The sequence below is a fragment of the Pedobacter psychrodurus genome (assembly GCF_004331735.1).
Taxonomy (GTDB): domain Bacteria; phylum Bacteroidota; class Bacteroidia; order Sphingobacteriales; family Sphingobacteriaceae; genus Pedobacter; species Pedobacter psychrodurus.
Window position 1 is genome coordinate 61,661 of record NZ_SJSO01000020.1, and the last position, 16,505, is coordinate 78,165.

Annotated in this window: 11 protein-coding genes; all 11 read left to right on the forward strand. The window is 37.1% G+C overall.

Annotation, left to right across the window (positions count from 1 at the left end; all coding sequences use genetic code 11):
- The first annotated feature begins 11 nt into the window (after positions 1–11).
- A complete protein-coding gene (locus EZ456_RS19770; protein ID WP_131533135.1) occupies positions 12–686 on the forward strand; it encodes a hypothetical protein in 675 nt (224 codons plus the stop codon).
- Between the two features lie 10 nt (positions 687–696).
- Positions 697–1,737 (forward strand): DUF5007 domain-containing protein, encoded by a 1,041-nt coding sequence (locus EZ456_RS19775; protein WP_225876578.1) that lies wholly within the window; start codon positions 697–699, stop codon positions 1,735–1,737.
- 35 nt (positions 1,738–1,772) lie between these two features.
- Positions 1,773–4,946: a SusC/RagA family TonB-linked outer membrane protein gene (locus EZ456_RS19780; protein WP_165501381.1), complete on the forward strand. Its 3,174-nt coding sequence runs from the start codon at positions 1,773–1,775 to the stop codon at positions 4,944–4,946.
- Between the two features lie 12 nt (positions 4,947–4,958).
- On the forward strand, positions 4,959–6,500 hold the full coding sequence (locus EZ456_RS19785) for a RagB/SusD family nutrient uptake outer membrane protein (RefSeq protein WP_131533141.1): 1,542 nt from the start codon (positions 4,959–4,961) through the stop codon (positions 6,498–6,500).
- A gap of 73 nt (positions 6,501–6,573) precedes the next feature.
- Positions 6,574–7,317: a hypothetical protein gene (locus EZ456_RS19790; RefSeq protein ID WP_131533143.1), complete on the forward strand. Its 744-nt coding sequence runs from the start codon at positions 6,574–6,576 to the stop codon at positions 7,315–7,317.
- A 30-nt stretch (positions 7,318–7,347) separates the two neighbouring features.
- Positions 7,348–9,021 (forward strand): DUF5008 domain-containing protein, encoded by a 1,674-nt coding sequence (locus EZ456_RS19795; RefSeq protein WP_131533145.1) that lies wholly within the window; start codon positions 7,348–7,350, stop codon positions 9,019–9,021.
- 26 nt (positions 9,022–9,047) lie between these two features.
- Positions 9,048–10,790 (forward strand): DUF4983 domain-containing protein, encoded by a 1,743-nt coding sequence (locus tag EZ456_RS19800; protein WP_165501382.1) that lies wholly within the window; start codon positions 9,048–9,050, stop codon positions 10,788–10,790.
- 17 nt (positions 10,791–10,807) lie between these two features.
- Positions 10,808–12,766 carry a M60 family metallopeptidase gene (locus EZ456_RS19805; RefSeq protein ID WP_131533149.1) on the forward strand — a complete coding sequence of 653 codons (1,959 nt, stop codon included), beginning with the start codon at positions 10,808–10,810 and terminating at the stop codon, positions 12,764–12,766.
- Positions 12,767–12,777: 11 nt separating this feature from the next.
- Positions 12,778–14,457, forward strand: coding sequence for an alkaline phosphatase family protein (locus EZ456_RS19810; RefSeq protein ID WP_165501383.1), 1,680 nt, complete (start codon positions 12,778–12,780; stop codon positions 14,455–14,457).
- Positions 14,458–14,628: 171 nt separating this feature from the next.
- Entirely contained in the window at positions 14,629–15,564 is a 936-nt protein-coding gene (locus EZ456_RS19815; RefSeq protein ID WP_131533152.1) for a hypothetical protein, read from the forward strand.
- A complete protein-coding gene (locus EZ456_RS19820) occupies positions 15,561–16,502 on the forward strand; it encodes a hypothetical protein (RefSeq protein WP_131533153.1) in 942 nt (313 codons plus the stop codon). The genes EZ456_RS19815 and EZ456_RS19820 overlap by 4 nt, the downstream gene beginning before the upstream one ends.
- Positions 16,503–16,505: the final 3 nt, after the last annotated feature.

Consider the following 16,505-nt stretch of genomic DNA (forward strand, 5'->3'; position numbering starts at 1 on the left):
ATAAGAAGATCATGAAAAAGAAATTATATAAGAGTAGCTTATTATTAGTGTTAGTGGTAATGGGCATTTATTTAAGTGCTTGCAAGAAAAGCGATTCGACTTATTACGATTATACCAATACGGTACAAACGTTTAAAGGCTCGGCTATGGATTATTTAAAATCGAAGCCTAATACTTTTGATTCACTTTTACTGGTATTGGATCGTTTTCCGTTTGTAAAGGATTCTTTAACCAACCAAAAGGTAACGCTGTTTGCACCTGTAAACGAAAATTTTGCGGCATCGGTAAAATATTTAAATCAAGCCAGAAAGGCAGCGGGGAAAGCGCCAATTTATTTAAGCACCGCTGATCCGGATCAACTGTTGTATATGCTTTGCAAGTATATTATTAGGGGAGACCGAACTACCAACGCCTATATCAATAGTGTTGATGGCATTGCATTAAATACAATAGGTATTAACTACCCTATGCATATTAAAGCAGTAAAATCAAATGCTTCAGGGTATGTAGGTGGGGGTGCTACAACACTCGAATACAGTGATATGTACGGTTCGACTATTAAACTGGCTTGGATAACAACAAAAACCAATGCCGTTAATATCAAAGCTGATAATGCTACTATTAATATTTTGAGTCCGTTACACAATTTCGGATTTGATGAATTTACAGCCAGATTAGATCAATAGCCTTATGAAGATGAAAACGAATAAATACATCCTTAGTATGGGTATCATGCTATCAAGCCTGATGTTTCTACTGATATCGTGTAAGAAAAATTTACCTGATAATAGATTATCTATAGCCAGTGATAGCCAGTACACCCAATACCTTTATCAGCCTACTTTAGGCCGAAATACTTTATTTACCAACAATTTTACCTATGGCAACTCTAGCAGGCCTTTGGATTTTAAAATTGTGAATATGCGTACTTTTGGTGGAGAGCCTGCTCCGGAGTTAACCAAACTTTATCCAGTAAAAGTATGGAAAACTGCTTATGATGGAACAGAGAAATCACTTGCAGAAATTGAAGCCAAGCGTGTAATTGAGAACCATCCGCTTTTCGAGGTTCGTCCGCATTCTGGCGAATTTTTAATGTGGGCAGAAGCCAATTCCAACATGATTAAAGCCCAACCAGATTCTGGTTATGTTTTCGATGTTGAAATGTCGAATACAGGTGGTAGAAAATATTTTCAGAATATGCGTCTTACGCCGCTTCGCGAGCGTCCATATGAACCGTCACCTCTTGATCCGATAACCGGTCAAGGAACTTCTACTTCTGTGAGTCCTTCAGGTGTATTCATCACTGGTGTTAAAACCAATCAGTTTTTATCATCAAGCGATGTACGGGTTACCTTCAATAAACTCCCAAAAGGTTTGCCAGGTTATTCGGGCCATAGTATTAGTTTCAAATTTGTGGATACGCTGGCACAAACCATCGATCCAAATAAATTTGCACTAACCGATTGGGGGAATCTTGTACATGGTTTTAATATGGTAAAAGATGCCAATAAAGTAAAATTCGATATCGCGTATCCAATTCCCTTAACGGCGTATCCTACCAAATATACTACAACAGATGGCGGTGCTGCAAGGGTAGTATTCAGGTTCGACAGGCAGGCCTTTGGTGCCGTACTGCTACACTGTTATGTCGCATTAAATTTTAAGATTTATGAAGAGGGCGATTGGGAAATTATCTTCCAGTTTAAGAATGATAAACCAAAATTTGATAACGACTGATGAAAATAACTAAATCAAAACAAAATATATTTCCAATGAAGTATTTTTACAGCATAGTAATTTTATTGATTTTTGGTTTGCACAATCTGGCCTGGGCACAACAGCAAATTGCAGTTACAGGTACAGTTTATGATGGCGAATCAAAAAAGAAAGAAACCATGCCCGGCGTAAGCATTTTAAGCGGGGGTAAGGTTTTGGCCCAAACAGATGGAGATGGACGCTATAGGGTAACCGTAGCTTCAAATGCAGAAATTACCTTTAAATATTTAAGTTATATAACACAAGTTATAAAGGTAAATAACCGTACGGTGATTAATTTAACCTTACAGGGCGATAATACTACACTTAAAGAAGTAACTGTTACCGCGGGATATCAGACTAAGACAAGGACCCTAACAACAGGTTCTACAGTAACTATTTCAGGTAAAGATATCCAGGGTCAGCCGGCAAGTGATGTAATGTCACTTTTACAAGGTAAAGTTGCTGGTTTGAACATTCAGAATAGTACAGGTGCACCAGGTTTCAGAGGCTCTATTACCTTACGTGGTATTTCGAATATCAATGTTTCAGGTTCAGGAAGTTCTAGTTTCTTAACACCTACTTCGCCATTATTTGTAATTGATGGGGTACCTGTTGATGATAATACCAATTATTCTTATGGTTTCCAGCAAGCAGGGCCAGGTGTATCGCCGATTTCTCAGATACCACCAGAAGATATAGAAGATATTACGACCTTAAAAGATGCTGCAGCTACTGCATTGTACGGATCGAGAGGTGCTTATGGTGTAATTTTGGTTACCACCAAACGAGGTAACTCAAAAGTGCCAGTGGTTCGTTATACCGGTGCTTCATTTTTCTCAATGGTACCTCAATTGCGTACTGTAATAGGTGGTAAGGGCGAGAGGTTGTTACGTATTTCGCAGATTTTGCAGAATGATAGTACTTATAACCATGCAGTAGATTTAATTAACTCCTCACCAATTCTGGCCGATAGTTTAAACGCATACTTTAATAATTCTACCGATTGGCAATCTTTTTTTTACAGAAATACATTTAACCAAAGCCACAATGTGAATATATCAGGTGGGGATGTGGCTTTCAACTATAAAGTTGGCTTAGGTGCTTTTGATGAGACCGGTATACAAGAGAATACAGGATATTCAAGATATAATTTGAATATGAATATGCAGTATAACCCAACTCCGAAGTTTAAATTGGTTGGACAGTTACAAAACTCTATCCAAAAGGTACAAACGGGGAGTGGCAATGGTTTATTAAATAGTGGTTTAGCAACTACAGGTACGGCATCAACATTGCTGCCATCACCATCGTTGTATTCATCGCAAAGTGGTGTTTTGGCACAGCTCGAAACAGATAACGATAATAAATCCTTGCAAACTTTTGCAACCATTAATGCCGAATACGAAGTTTTTAGAAATTTCAGAATTGCAACTTTCTTAAATTATACCAATAACTCTAATACAAAAGATAATTTTTCTCCAGCGGCGTTAAATGGTAACCAATCGCAATATTATACTTATAACGATCGTGCTACCAAATTATATAACCGTAACCAGTTTTCTTATGTTTATGGACTAAAAGATGCAGCCGGAGAAGATTCTCACACATTCAATTTATTTGCATTTACCGAGATCAATTCGAGCTTTTTTAAGGCTGATGCGATTTTGAACCAAAAAGGAGTAAATGATCAGTTAAGAGGACCTTTAACCAACATGACTGATTATCTAACCTCATTGGGTGGAACTATTGATTATAGGGATGATAGAAGTGTAGCCTTTGCCGGTGCATTTTCTTATAACTATAGACAAAAATATGTTTTAGACCTTAACTATCGTTTAGATGCAAACTCTGCTAACGGAGAAAATGCCCGTTATATAGCCAACCCATCAATAGCCTTAAAATGGAACTTTAACAAAGAGAAGTTTATGGAAAACGTTAAGTGGGTTGATTATGCTGATATTCGTTTAAGTTATGGTTCCAATATTCAGCCTGTAGGAGGTATTTTCGATGCCTATGGTAAATATGCAGGAGGCCCACGTTATAACAACACCAATTCTATACTTTTAGATCTTGAAAGGCTGCCTAATTTAGATTTGCAGCCAACTAAAGCTACTACCTATAATGCCGGTGTTGATTTTAGCTTATTTCAAAACCGTTTTTCATTAAATTTTGATACCTACTATAAACAAAACGATAATATTTTCAGGTATAAAAATATTTCAGGCACCAATTCATTCTCAACCATTGCTTCAAATGAGATTAGTAACGTAAATTACGGTTGGGAATTTCAGGCAACTGCCCGTCCGTTAAATCCGAGCAGCCCTTTTAAATGGACAATTTCTGGAAACTTTGCCATAAACAGAGAGGTTTTGGCTCAATTGCCTGATGGTTTAAGGGATTTAATTTATTATGATAGAGATTTAGGACAGGATATTTATTACCGTTTAGGTACCAATTCACTTTCTAATTATCTATATAATACTAAAGGTGTATATTCTACTAATGCGCAGGTACCTGTTGATCCAAACACTGGCTTACCATACCGCGTAGGGGGCACCGGCCGGTTAAATTACTTTAGGGCAGGAGACCCTGTTTTTACCGATTTAGATGGTAACTATGTACTAGATGGTAACGATAGGGTAATTGCTGGTAACTCGCAACCACAGGTTACAGGTGGATTTTATTCGTACCTTCAATGGAAGAACTGGAGCGTAGAGGTTAATACCTCTTTTACCTTAGTGCGTGATATTATTAATAACCCATTAGCTAAACAGTTCCAGAACTTCAGTTCTCCGGCATACAATAATCCCCTTAAATCGGGTAGCTTGGTACCTTTAGGTGAACTTAACTACTGGCGTTCACCGGGTGATATAGCCACTTATGGAAACCCCTTGGATTTTGTACGTGCAGGAATTATCGATCCATACAGACTTAATCAAACAGCATTTCAGGAAGATGGTTCGTACTTTAAACTTAACTCCATAAAAGTATATTATATCTTTAATAAGAGCTTTACCAGTAAATTCGGTATGAATAGGGTAAGTATCAACGCTACTGCTGCCAACCTTGGCTTTATTACACGCTATACGGGTCCTAATCCTGAAAATGTAACCAGTTTAGGTAGAGATGATTCGGGAGGTTACCCATCTCCAAGACAGTTTACTTTAGGTTTAAACATTGAGTTTTAAAATTGTAAGAAAATGAAAAATATTAAATATATAATCCTGTTTGCCGCATTGGTTTTTACTACCGCAGGGTGTAAAAAGTTTCTCAATGTAACACCGATTGAAGCTCAGTCAGGCAATAATTTTTGGAAAACCCGTGAAGAGGTAGAAGGATTTACTAATGGCATTTATGCCCGCTTACGATCAAAAGTAGCAGGTACACCACAATTTTTTAATGGTGATGATCGTGCATTTTTCCCTGCATTAGAAATTCGGGGTAATAGTATAAATGTATTGAGTATAGATGGTGATGGGGCCAATACCTTTAACGCCTTAATTGGAAACAATATGAAGTTTATTGTTTCCAGAGGTAATCGTTACGACAATTTGATGAAAAAAATTATGAGCTGGAAAGAGTGGTACGATGTAATCGCTGCATCAAACATCATGTATTTCGAAATCGATAAGGTGCCATCTTCTAGCTTGCAGGATGCAGACAGAAGGAGATATAAAGCAGAAGCAGTATTTTTACGTAATCTGAGTTATATGTTTATCTGCAAGTTATTTGGTGATGCAGTTTATTATACAGAAGCTTATCATAGTACGCCATTGGCAAGAACCCCTCAGGTAGAGGTAATGAAAAAGTGCATTGCAGATATGACAGCCGCTAAAGCTGATTTGCCTGCCACTTATAACGATGTTTCATCAAATGGTTTTAGACCAACCAAAGCAACAGCGGTTGCCTTGTTAATGCATTTAAATATGTGGGCAGCTGCATGGGACAGTGCGGATAAAACAAAATATTACGAAGCCGTAAAAACATTGGCAACAGAATTGGATACGTATACCAATTATAAGCTTTTGCCAATTACGCCAGAAAATACGTTGAAAATTTTTAAAGGACGGAGTACAGAAAATTTATTCGGCATATTACAAGATTTTAACTACGGCGAAGGCTTTTCTTTACCAGCAGGTTTTTCTTACTATTTCTCACATTATCCTTATCGTGGTACAGTAACTAAAACGGCAAGTTCTATGGCTTATAATAAAGATTATATCAGTAAGCTTTACCCTGCGGGAATTCCTGATGCCAGGTTAACCAACTGGTTCGAAAACTATGATTCAGGAACAGGTACTTTCCAGTTTAAAAAATTTGCAAACATTTATACAACGGGATCTGGTTCTGCAATATCAGTTACGAGCGACGATAGTGCTATCATTTTTAGATTGCCTGATTGTTATTTATTAACTGCTGAAGCACTTGCCGAACTTGGCGATGAAGGTGGAGCAAGAGATTTTACTAACAGGGTAAGAGAGGCTGCGGCGGCACCTCCAATCGTTTTAGGCGGACAAGACTTGAAAGACGAAATTTATAGAGAACGATGCAGGGAACTGATTGGCGAGGGACAGTTCTTTTTTGATCTGGTAAGAACAAAGCGGGTTGTAAATTCTGATTTTACTAAATCACCTATTTCAGTTGCTAACCTAAATGCAGGTGCGTGGACCTGGCCTTTAACCATTAGCGCCGATGAGCGTAGTGCAAACCCATATTTAATTGGTAATAATTTTTGGAATTAATAGGTATGATGCAACTATCAGTAAACAAATTTACACGTGCTGGTAGCTTCATTAGCTTTTAAAATATAAGACAATGAAAAATAAAAATAAGACGCTATTATTTTCCCTAATCTGTATGCTATTGGCATTAGCCAGTTGTAAGAAATACTATCAAGAAACTGGGGTTCATGACGCAAAATATAATGGAAACATACTCCAATATATGGAAGAAAAAAAGCCATTTTTCGATTCTACTTTAACGGTTATTAAATTAGCAGGTATGGCTGATGTGGTTAGCAAAGAAAATATTACATTCTTTGCGCCGCCAAGTGGCTCTATTTATAAATCTATTAAACAATTAAACGAATATTTAAGGGTACAGGGTAAGGATACGGTATCTAAACTTTCACAAATCAAGCCTTTGGTATGGAAGAATATACTTTCTCAGTATATCTTTAAAGGTGCGAGCCGTTTGAAAGATTATCCACAGCGCGATACGTTATCTTATCTGGCTTATCCAGGTCAAGGTTATGCCTCTTATGGGAATAGGATTATGAATATTGGTGTAATTTTTAACGATGCTGTAGTATACAATTCTTCGGGAGCAGAAATATCAAGAGTTTCTTACGCAGGCTATCGCCAGTTATACCTGGCTTATATTCCTGATTTATCGAACCCACAGGTATCACTGATTAATATTCCGGTAGCAACTTCTGATATACAGCCTACAAACGGTGTTTTACATGTATTAACTAAGAGTAAGCACAATTTCGGATTTAATACATACACATTTATCGAACAGGCTATATCGGCAGGTATAGATCCAGCAACGCCATAGTTTAATATTTCACTCGTAAATTGAATAAAAATGTTAAATAACATAAAATATAAATTTAAGGCGCATTTGTTCTTGGCAATATGCCTGACAGCAACTTTTGTTTCCTGCAAAAAACAGAATGGCCTAACAGAAGATCCTTACGCCGGAGGTAAAAAACCTTTGGATATCACTTTCGTTACCAAAACTATCGAACCAGATGTGGTAAATGCGGGCGAGGTGTTAAGCGTAAAGGTAAAAGGATTGAATAAGTATATCAACGATTTTAAAGTATACGTAAATGAAGTTGAAGCCGAAGTGGTTACAGGATCTACTAACGATACTACCTTAACCTTTAAGGTTCCGATTACTGCCAGTACAGGTAGTATGTGGATTACCTCACAAGGACAAAGCTTTTTTGGCCCATTAGTTAAAGTGGGTGGTAAAGTAAGTGTAGATCCTACATGGAAGGTAATTAATGGCGCAACAAATAGTACGGGTATGAGTACTGTGTATGATATAGAGGGCTTGCCCAACGGTAACTACTTTGTAGGCGGAGCTTTTAATAATTTTGAATTAAAAGGTACAGAAAAAGTACCAATAGGAGGTATTGCTCAAATAACCGGAGATGGAGCCTATACCACAAGTGGCGTCGCTTTTGGTAAAGCAGCTGGTGGTGCTGGCAAATACATCAATTCGATTACAAGAATTGCAACAGGTAGCCAGGCTGGTAAATTTATTATTGGTGGTAGTTTTACCGCTTTTAATTCTACACGTCCGAACCGTCAAACGTTAAATAATGTGGCAAGATTAAATACCAATGGGTCATTGGATAGTTTAGTGCTTACCAATGTTATTAATCCAAAGCCTCAGGAAGTTTATAAAAATGGTGATACTGTCAGTGCATTTAATGCAGGTGTAGATGGTGCAGTTAGAAAAACCTTTGTTTTTGGCGAACAGGTTTACCTTGTTGGTGGTTTTAATAATTATAAACGAATCTTTCTGCCAAATTCTAGTTACGATGAAAAGGTTTACGATTTAACCAGGATGCGCCAAATGGTAAGGGTAAACATGGATGGTACGATGGATTCGACCTTTCATTATAACAAATCTACACGCCAGAGTGCCATAGGTGCAAACGGTGTAATTTTAGACGCAATGATGCAGGCTGATGGAAAATTGATCCTGGTGGGTACTTTTACCACATTTAATGCAGTGCAGGCCAATAGAATTGTTAGGTTAAACTTAGATGGCAGTGTAGATAACAGCTTTAGTGTAGGGGGAGCGGCAAATGGCGATATTTACTCGATCAGATACAACGCTAATACCGATAAAATTGTAATCGCAGGTACATTTACCAGCTTTAACGGAAAGGCATCTGCTGGTGTTAATTTACTAAATGCAAATGGTTCTAACGTTGCTACGTTTAATCCGCTGCCAATAACGGGTGGCATAGCTACTTTTGTTGGGCAGCTTAATAACGGGAAAATAATTGTTTGCGGTTCTTTTAACAAATACGGGGATTATTTACGGCAAGGATTTATGGTATTAGAAAGCAATGGACAATTGGCTGTTGGCTATAACAATACAGGAGGTTTTCAGGGTACAGTTTACGATATGCTCGAAACTTCAATCAGCACTGGCTCGCAAGTAATTTTGGTAGGAGATATTTTGCGTTTCAACACCTTTTTACCACGCAACTTATTGCGCCTAACTTTTTCTAATTGATCAATATAGTTTCAGACATAATGAATATGAAAAAAGGATTTACATTAACTTTTGCCCTTAAATGCTTTGGCTTAGCTTCGGTATTCGGGCTTATCCTTACAACTACCGGATGTAATAAGGATTTTGAAAATACATTGCCACAAACTTTTAAAAATGATACTGCAGGGCTAGGGGCAGGCAAAAAGGTGCTTTACATTGTTGTAGATGGTATAACGGGAGCAGCAATTAAGACACTTGCACCGGCTAATATTGCAACTATCAATGCTAAAGCGTTGTATACTTTTGACGGACTTGCTGATGATAAGCGAAATGTTATTACTAACGCCGCCGGATGGACAAATATGTTTACGGGTTACGATTATACCAAAAGTAATGTAACATCTGAGGATTTTGCTGGACTAAATTTGGCAACTACGCCTACAATTTTTACACGTATTAAAAGCTCACTAAGTACATCAAGAACTGTATCAATTGCATCAACTCCCCTTTTTAACGATAAACTGGCTGGTGATGCAACAATAAAACAAAACGTATCTGATGATGCAGCTGTAAAGGCTGGAGTAGTAGCAGAGCTAAACACAAATAATCCAACCATGGTGGTTGCACAATTTCATAGCGCTGATATTGCAGGTGCAGCCAATGGCTATACCGCAAGTACACCTGCTTATGCAACTGCTATTCAGACTATTGATGGATATATTGGCGAAATTTTAACAGCACTAAAAGCCAGAAAAGGTTATTCAGGTGAAAACTGGTTAATCGTAGTCGCTTCTAATAAAGGTGGTGGCGTATCTGGTGGCAGTGCAGGTTCTAATATTTACAACGATCCTTCAAGAAATACCTATGTCGCATTTTATAACCCAAGATTTTCAAAAACATTGGTAAATCAACCAGATCCAAGTTCTTATCCATTTACCGGTTCGGCAATTCGCCTAACTTCAACTACAGCAAACAATGGCGTAGCTGTACTTTCTGATGCCAATATTGGTGATTTTGGAACAACAGGTGATTATACTTTCGTGTTAAAAATAAGGAGTACTGCAAGTAACCAAAGTAATTACGCTCATTTTTGTGGTAACATGAGTAACTATAGTGCCAGAGAAGGTTTAAACAGTACGGGATGGGATTTAATGACCTGGGGCGATTCTTATTACTTAAGCTTTGCAGGTGGTTATACCATTTCGGCTGGTACCGCAATTAGAGATGGTAAATGGCATACACTTGCTTTTAAGTTATTTAATGAAGGAGCTGTACGTTATGTCTCTTTATTTCAGGATGGCAAAAAAATTACCAGCGTAGATATTACAGGTAAAAATTTAACCAACCCTGCTGCGCTGCACATGGGTGCCGGAAAAGCAACAGTTGCAACAGATGGTACTGATTTATGGTTTAGGGACATGGCTATTTATAATATCGCCATGACCGATGCAGATCTTATCACCAACATGAAAAAGGAGATTTCATTTACAGCGCCTAACCCTGATAAACTATTGGGATGGTGGCCTTCAAACGAAGGCACTGGCCTGGTATTAAAAGATCTTTCAGCGGCGAAAAAAGACTTTGCTGTAACCGGGAGTGCAAGCTGGGGGTATTTTCTTGAAGTTTCGCCGGTTGTAGGGGGTAATATTACCGATCTGGCTTTTAAAAATGTACCAAATGGCATTGATATTCCCGTATTAATTTACAACTGGTTAAATATAGCTGTACCACAACAATGGGGCTTAATGGGTAATTTGTTTACCCCAACAATAGTATTACCAACTAATTAACTTTAAAAATTGATAAAATGAAAATTAATCAGTTAACTAAAATATTTGGCCTATCTCTTTTAATGGCATTTACAGCCTGTAAAAAGTATGGTTACGAGGTACCAGATGGCTATCCTGATGATTCACAGAATGTGGCACAAGGAGCTATTGATACTAATATGAAAGTAATAGATAAGTCTATGTACGCTAAGGCCAGGGTATTCCCTGGCTTGGTAGATCAATCAGAGCCAAGGGTTAAAGATGCTCAGTTTACGTTGGATCTTAACTTTACCGATCAAACTGCACAAAATTTAAGAATCTCTGTTGCACCTTCACCGCAATACAGTACAGGTTATTATGCTGCTCCGGGCGAACTTATTAAATTAGTAGTTCCTGCAGGAGTAGAAGGGCTCACTGTACAGATTGGCGCACATACCGATAACCTTGCAGGTAAATCACCATTGCTTCGCGATCCTGTAATTTATAATAGGAAACTATTGGTTGCAGGGGTTAATTATATACGCAACCTGTATGGTGGGCATATATATATATTGGCTTCTTTTGCATATGCTAATCCCATTACTTTTACCATTACAGGTGCTGTAGTATCGCCTGATTTTATTTTGGGGCAAACTGCTGATGCTGATTGGGTTGCTAAAGTAAAAGCTTCACAAGTGCCTTGGTTAGAATTAAGAGCTAAACGAGTTATTTTTACGATTCCGAGAGATAAGGTTCTTGCTACTTTTAATTCAAGCGAACCATTTACCAATCCTACAGCGGTATTTAGCAAGTGGAACGATGTTTTCGATTTGGACTATAATGCATGGATGGGTTTATCAGACAATGCTCCGGATATTAGAGACCGTAGTCCACAAAGTCAATGGCGCGGTATATTAGATATCCAGTTAACTAATGGTTATGGCCATAATGGTTTTCCTTTTGTGGGTTTAAACGATTCTTACTGGTTTGCCAGCTTTACCAGCTTAAATTCAATTACAACCAGTTCTGGCCAATGGGGTACTTACCACGAATTTGGGCATAACTGTCAGCAGGGTAACGTATGGAGCTGGAGCACCTTAGGCGAAACGACTAATAACTTGTTCAGCTTTAAAGTAGCTAATAGAATTGGTGCAAATTATAATATTCTGCACCCGGCAGTTTCTAGTGGTTTCCCTAAAGCCATTACTTATGCCAGCGGTAGCGGAGCAAAAAATTTCGATACTGATGCGGCCATGAACGCGGTAGATGAAGCGCCGTTTATGAAAATGACACCTTTTGTTCAGATTTTTGAAAAATATGGTTATGGTGCAATGACTTATCTATATTCACAAGCCCGCCATGCAGATAGATTAAATTCGAGCGATATTACAAAGCACAATTTTGTGTACGAAAAGCTTTCTGACTATACAAAAATAGATCTATCTCCGTTTTTTGGTGCCTGGGGTATTTCTATTAGCGATGCTGTAGTAGCAAAAGTTGGTGCAAAATACCCTGCCTTAACAACTGCTTTATGGACGTACAACCCGTTAACTAAAACCGGAGGTACCGGTCCAATTACTTACACCACTACATTAGTATCAATAAGTTCAAGCCAATCTGGTGATGGAACCCCGGCAGCATTGGTTGATGGTATCGTTAATGCATCATCTTTTTGGCATTCTAACTATGGTACAGCAATACCAACCAACACTGTAGGTTATCCCATAAATATTGTATTGGGTACAGGGTCTCCAATTCCTATTGCAATAAAAGGAGTAACCTTTGCGCAAAGGCAAAATAATAGTGCTGGTTACGTAAAAGATGTAGAGATATTTAGCAGTACCGATAATATAAACTATGTAAGTGTAGGTACTACCACTTTACCACAGAACACCACAGTTTACAATTTTAATTTCCCAACTGGTAACGTAAGTACAAAGTTTATAAAGGTGGTGATTAAAAGTGGGGTCAATGCTACGTATGCGAACTTATCCGAATGTAATCTAATTAAACCTTAATGACATTTATTATGAAAATTAACAACAAAATATACAATGTACTTCTTGGTTTTTGCGCGATTGGCGTATTAGGCTATACGGGGTGTAAAAAATATAATAATCCGGATGCGGTTTATGAAGATTTGAAAAGAAGTAATGTAAAACAAAGAAAAGTGCTCATTATTGGAGTTGATGGTTTAGGTGGGACAGAATTACAAGCTATTGCTCCAGCCAATTTTACAGCCATGCAAAAGAATGGTAAATACTCTTTTACTACTATAAAAGGTGTTTCTGACGCAGGGGGATGGGTAAGTTTACTAACAGGTACTGGTTTTGCAAAACACCAGATATTAGATGATAATTTTGAACGCGTACAGGATCGTACCGGAACTGGGCATACTTCGATTACTTCTTACCGGAATGTGTTAGATTACATTACCCAGTTTAAAACCGTTAAAACAGGTGTGGTAACACCATGGGCTAACCTGCGTAAATATTTAAGTAATACAGATCTCGCACCTGTTGTAAGTTCGGATATTGCTGTTAAGGATAGCACAATAGCCTTGCTAAATGCTCAAACTAATTTAGGGGCATTGATAGTTAATTTCAGGGATGTAGAGGCAGCAGGAATAAGCGGAGGTTATACAGCGTCTAATGAAACTTATAAAACCTCGGTAAATAAAACAGATGGCTATATAGGAGATATTTTAGCAGCTTTGAAAGCCAGAAAAACCTACGCTAATGAAGATTGGCTTGTTATTTTAACCAGTAACCATGGTGGTAGTAGTGCTTCTCCAACTAGTGGTTTTATGTTGGCTTATCATCCTTTATTAAGCCAATTAGAACTTAAAAAAACGGGCTTTACTACTATTAACTTTAAAACCAGCGCTATTACAGCCATAGTTCCAAATGATAATGGATTATATAATATGGCTGATAATAAAGATTTTACAGTTCAGATGCAAACTAAGTTTAATACCAGCAACAATTATCCACAGTTTTTGGGCAAAAGTACATTACTTAACAGCAATACCATGACAGGATGGTTTTGGATGCAGGAAGGTACAACATGGAATTTAGAATTTGGTGGCAGTGGCAACGGTGGTGGCGGAAAACAGCAATTACAGATGGTGGGAGTTTTGGCAAATGGCTGGCATACTTTAACCATGACGGTTAAGTATGTAAACTCAACCACAAGAACGGTTTCGGCTTATGTAGATGGTGTGTTTAAAAATTCGTATAATGTTAGTGCTTCGAAAAGCATTAATACTACCGAACCTTTAAAAGTTGGTGCTTTTGGTGGCGAGTCTGATTACTATGCAGCCAACCTTTCTATTTTTAATACCGCGTTAGATGCAACAACGATTGCAAATAATGTTAGTTTAAAAGATATTACTAAACATCCAAACTATTCAAATTTAATAGGTTTTTGGGCTATTGATGAGGGGGCAGAAGGCATTTTAGGAAATAAAGCGCCAGGAGGATACAATATGTTTTTGGGTGGCCAATATAAATGGACTCCCCTAGGTATTGATGTGCCAGCTGGAACCACGCCAGATCCCACCTATGTACAGGGAGCAAAATCGTTCGTATCAACTTTAGGAGATGCTACAGCACTTTCTCTTTATTGGATGAACATTAAAATTTTGAACGATTACGGTATAGATGGTAATCCATTCCTAAATCAGTTCGAATTAGAATTTTTAAAATAGTAGTTAGTTTAGTTAGTAAAACCCTTTCCGCCTTTTGGCGGTAAAGGTTTTTTTTGCTTGGATACTTTTTATCACAAATAAATTCAAAAAACACTAACATTTTTTTGATTTCAATTGCAATCATATTAGAGAAATGTTATTTTTAATTAAATCTAAAAGATACGTAAACTTATGAAAATTAAAACATTACAAGATCTGTCGGATAACTTTGAAGTGTTATCCCGGACAGAAGAAAAAGAAACTTTAGGAGGGGTTAACCTTATCTCAGCATATGATGGAAATATTTACGACTTGGACATGTCATATGCCGGATACATAAACAGCCCATTTAGTGATACAGATCCATTTAATTTAGGTGGGAGCTTTTCGTACGTAGTTGATGATGGTTATGGTACACCTATTACAATAAGTGTAAATGAATCTGATTGGGGATCTAATGCGTATGGACCAAATAGATTTACATTACTTTATGTGGGATTGGATTTTGACATAAACGCTTCTTCAACAGACAAATTTTATTACGATAATGTAACAGGATATACCTTCTCCGCTAATCTTTTTCGAAGTATGCAAGTTGGAGGTGGATATGAATATGAGAGCTTGCCTGATATAACGGTTTCTGATAATGATATGGGTGAATATAGTGGATATACCATTTTTCAAAGTCAGTTACAGAAATATTTAAATTATGATGATTTAACAGGCGCATATTATGATTATTCCCAAATTAATTCAACTGCAACTCATTATGATGCAGATTATGTAGGGATGACAGCTGCTGGGTATGAACAACAAGCAATTAATGCACAGATTGCACGGGATAATGCTAATAGAGCAAGTTCAAATGATATGTCCGGCTTAATGAACCATTTAAATGGTTCAAAACTATACGCGGCCCAAAAAGCTTGGACGGATAACCCTATGAATCACGGCGTGCCATTTGATTATGCAGCCTATGCTAATTCAAGTCAGCCAATAACCGTACTTAACATAAGTGGCCCCGGAGGAGGAGCTTTTGCCTTAAAAGATTTTTATCTTCATTTAAAAGACCAATTAGGGGTACTTGGATATGATTATCTTATGAAGATGTTACATCGTATTCCATGATAGAAAGCAATTTTTATTTGTTAACAGGTTATTTAAATAATAACCTGTTAACAAATAGCTGTTATCAGCTAGGCACTAAGCTTGCTAATCCAAAAAATTTTATAAAAGAGATATTTTACCTTTTCGAATATGCAGCCATAAGTGAAAACGAATATTATAATCATCTTGCTTTTTCATTTGTTGAAGAGTTAATATTTTCTGTAAATAAGGCTAAAGTAGAACAGTCTAACTGGAGTGTGCCATTGATTAGCCTTTTTTTAACAAAATTTAATCAACTGGGTTATTTTAATCTTGCCATTTCCAAAATTTACGAAAAAGCGGATGAAATAGGCCTTTTAATCGCTAATAATAAAGAACTGAGGCAAGACCAATTGGTTTTAATATTAATTTATCTCGAACAGCGGGCAAAAGAAAACAAATTATTGGTTCCTGTTTTAAAAAAGACCAAGAAGATTCTGTCAAAAGAAAAATTATTTGATAATGTTTTGCCCTTTGATGAAGTGCTTAGAAATGCAGTTTTATTGAAACTACTATGTTTTGAAAGCAGCGAAATCCTTTATAAAGATAGTATGGATTTAGGCTTAGAACTTTTGGCTAATAAATTTGAAGATGACTTGAGAAGTGCAACAACACTAAGGAAAATGCTTTTTCTTTTTGATGATCATTTGAACTTTGTTAGCAATGGATATTTAAGAGATTTCATGGATAAGAACCGAACTTCTTTCAAGGATGGTTTTTTATTATCTGAAACAATAGCGAAGAAAAATTTGGAAAAAGAATTAAAAATCTCAGTACATCAAAAAAATATTCCAAATGCGATAGAAAAGGAGCTCAATACACTTGACTTCAATAGTAAATTAGATTTGGGATTTGATATTCTAATGGCAATGCAAGAAGGTACCTCACAAAAGAGGGCCTATTATTCCCTTTTAAATTAAATA

What these genes read in the sequence shown, in the direction of transcription:
- EZ456_RS19770 (WP_131533135.1), top strand. Translation starts at nt 12, where the DNA reads ATGAAAAAGAAATTATATAAGAGTAGCTTATTATTAGTGTTAGTGGTA.
- EZ456_RS19775 (WP_225876578.1), top strand. Translation starts at nt 697, where the DNA reads ATGAAAACGAATAAATACATCCTTAGTATGGGTATCATGCTATCAAGC.
- EZ456_RS19780 (WP_165501381.1), top strand. Translation starts at nt 1,773, where the DNA reads ATGAAGTATTTTTACAGCATAGTAATTTTATTGATTTTTGGTTTGCAC.
- EZ456_RS19785 (WP_131533141.1), top strand. Translation starts at nt 4,959, where the DNA reads ATGAAAAATATTAAATATATAATCCTGTTTGCCGCATTGGTTTTTACT.
- EZ456_RS19790 (WP_131533143.1), top strand. Translation starts at nt 6,574, where the DNA reads ATGAAAAATAAAAATAAGACGCTATTATTTTCCCTAATCTGTATGCTA.
- EZ456_RS19795 (WP_131533145.1), top strand. Translation starts at nt 7,348, where the DNA reads ATGTTAAATAACATAAAATATAAATTTAAGGCGCATTTGTTCTTGGCA.
- EZ456_RS19800 (WP_165501382.1), top strand. Translation starts at nt 9,048, where the DNA reads ATGAAAAAAGGATTTACATTAACTTTTGCCCTTAAATGCTTTGGCTTA.
- EZ456_RS19805 (WP_131533149.1), top strand. Translation starts at nt 10,808, where the DNA reads ATGAAAATTAATCAGTTAACTAAAATATTTGGCCTATCTCTTTTAATG.
- EZ456_RS19810 (WP_165501383.1), top strand. Translation starts at nt 12,778, where the DNA reads ATGAAAATTAACAACAAAATATACAATGTACTTCTTGGTTTTTGCGCG.
- EZ456_RS19815 (WP_131533152.1), top strand. Translation starts at nt 14,629, where the DNA reads ATGAAAATTAAAACATTACAAGATCTGTCGGATAACTTTGAAGTGTTA.
- EZ456_RS19820 (WP_131533153.1), top strand. Translation starts at nt 15,561, where the DNA reads ATGATAGAAAGCAATTTTTATTTGTTAACAGGTTATTTAAATAATAAC.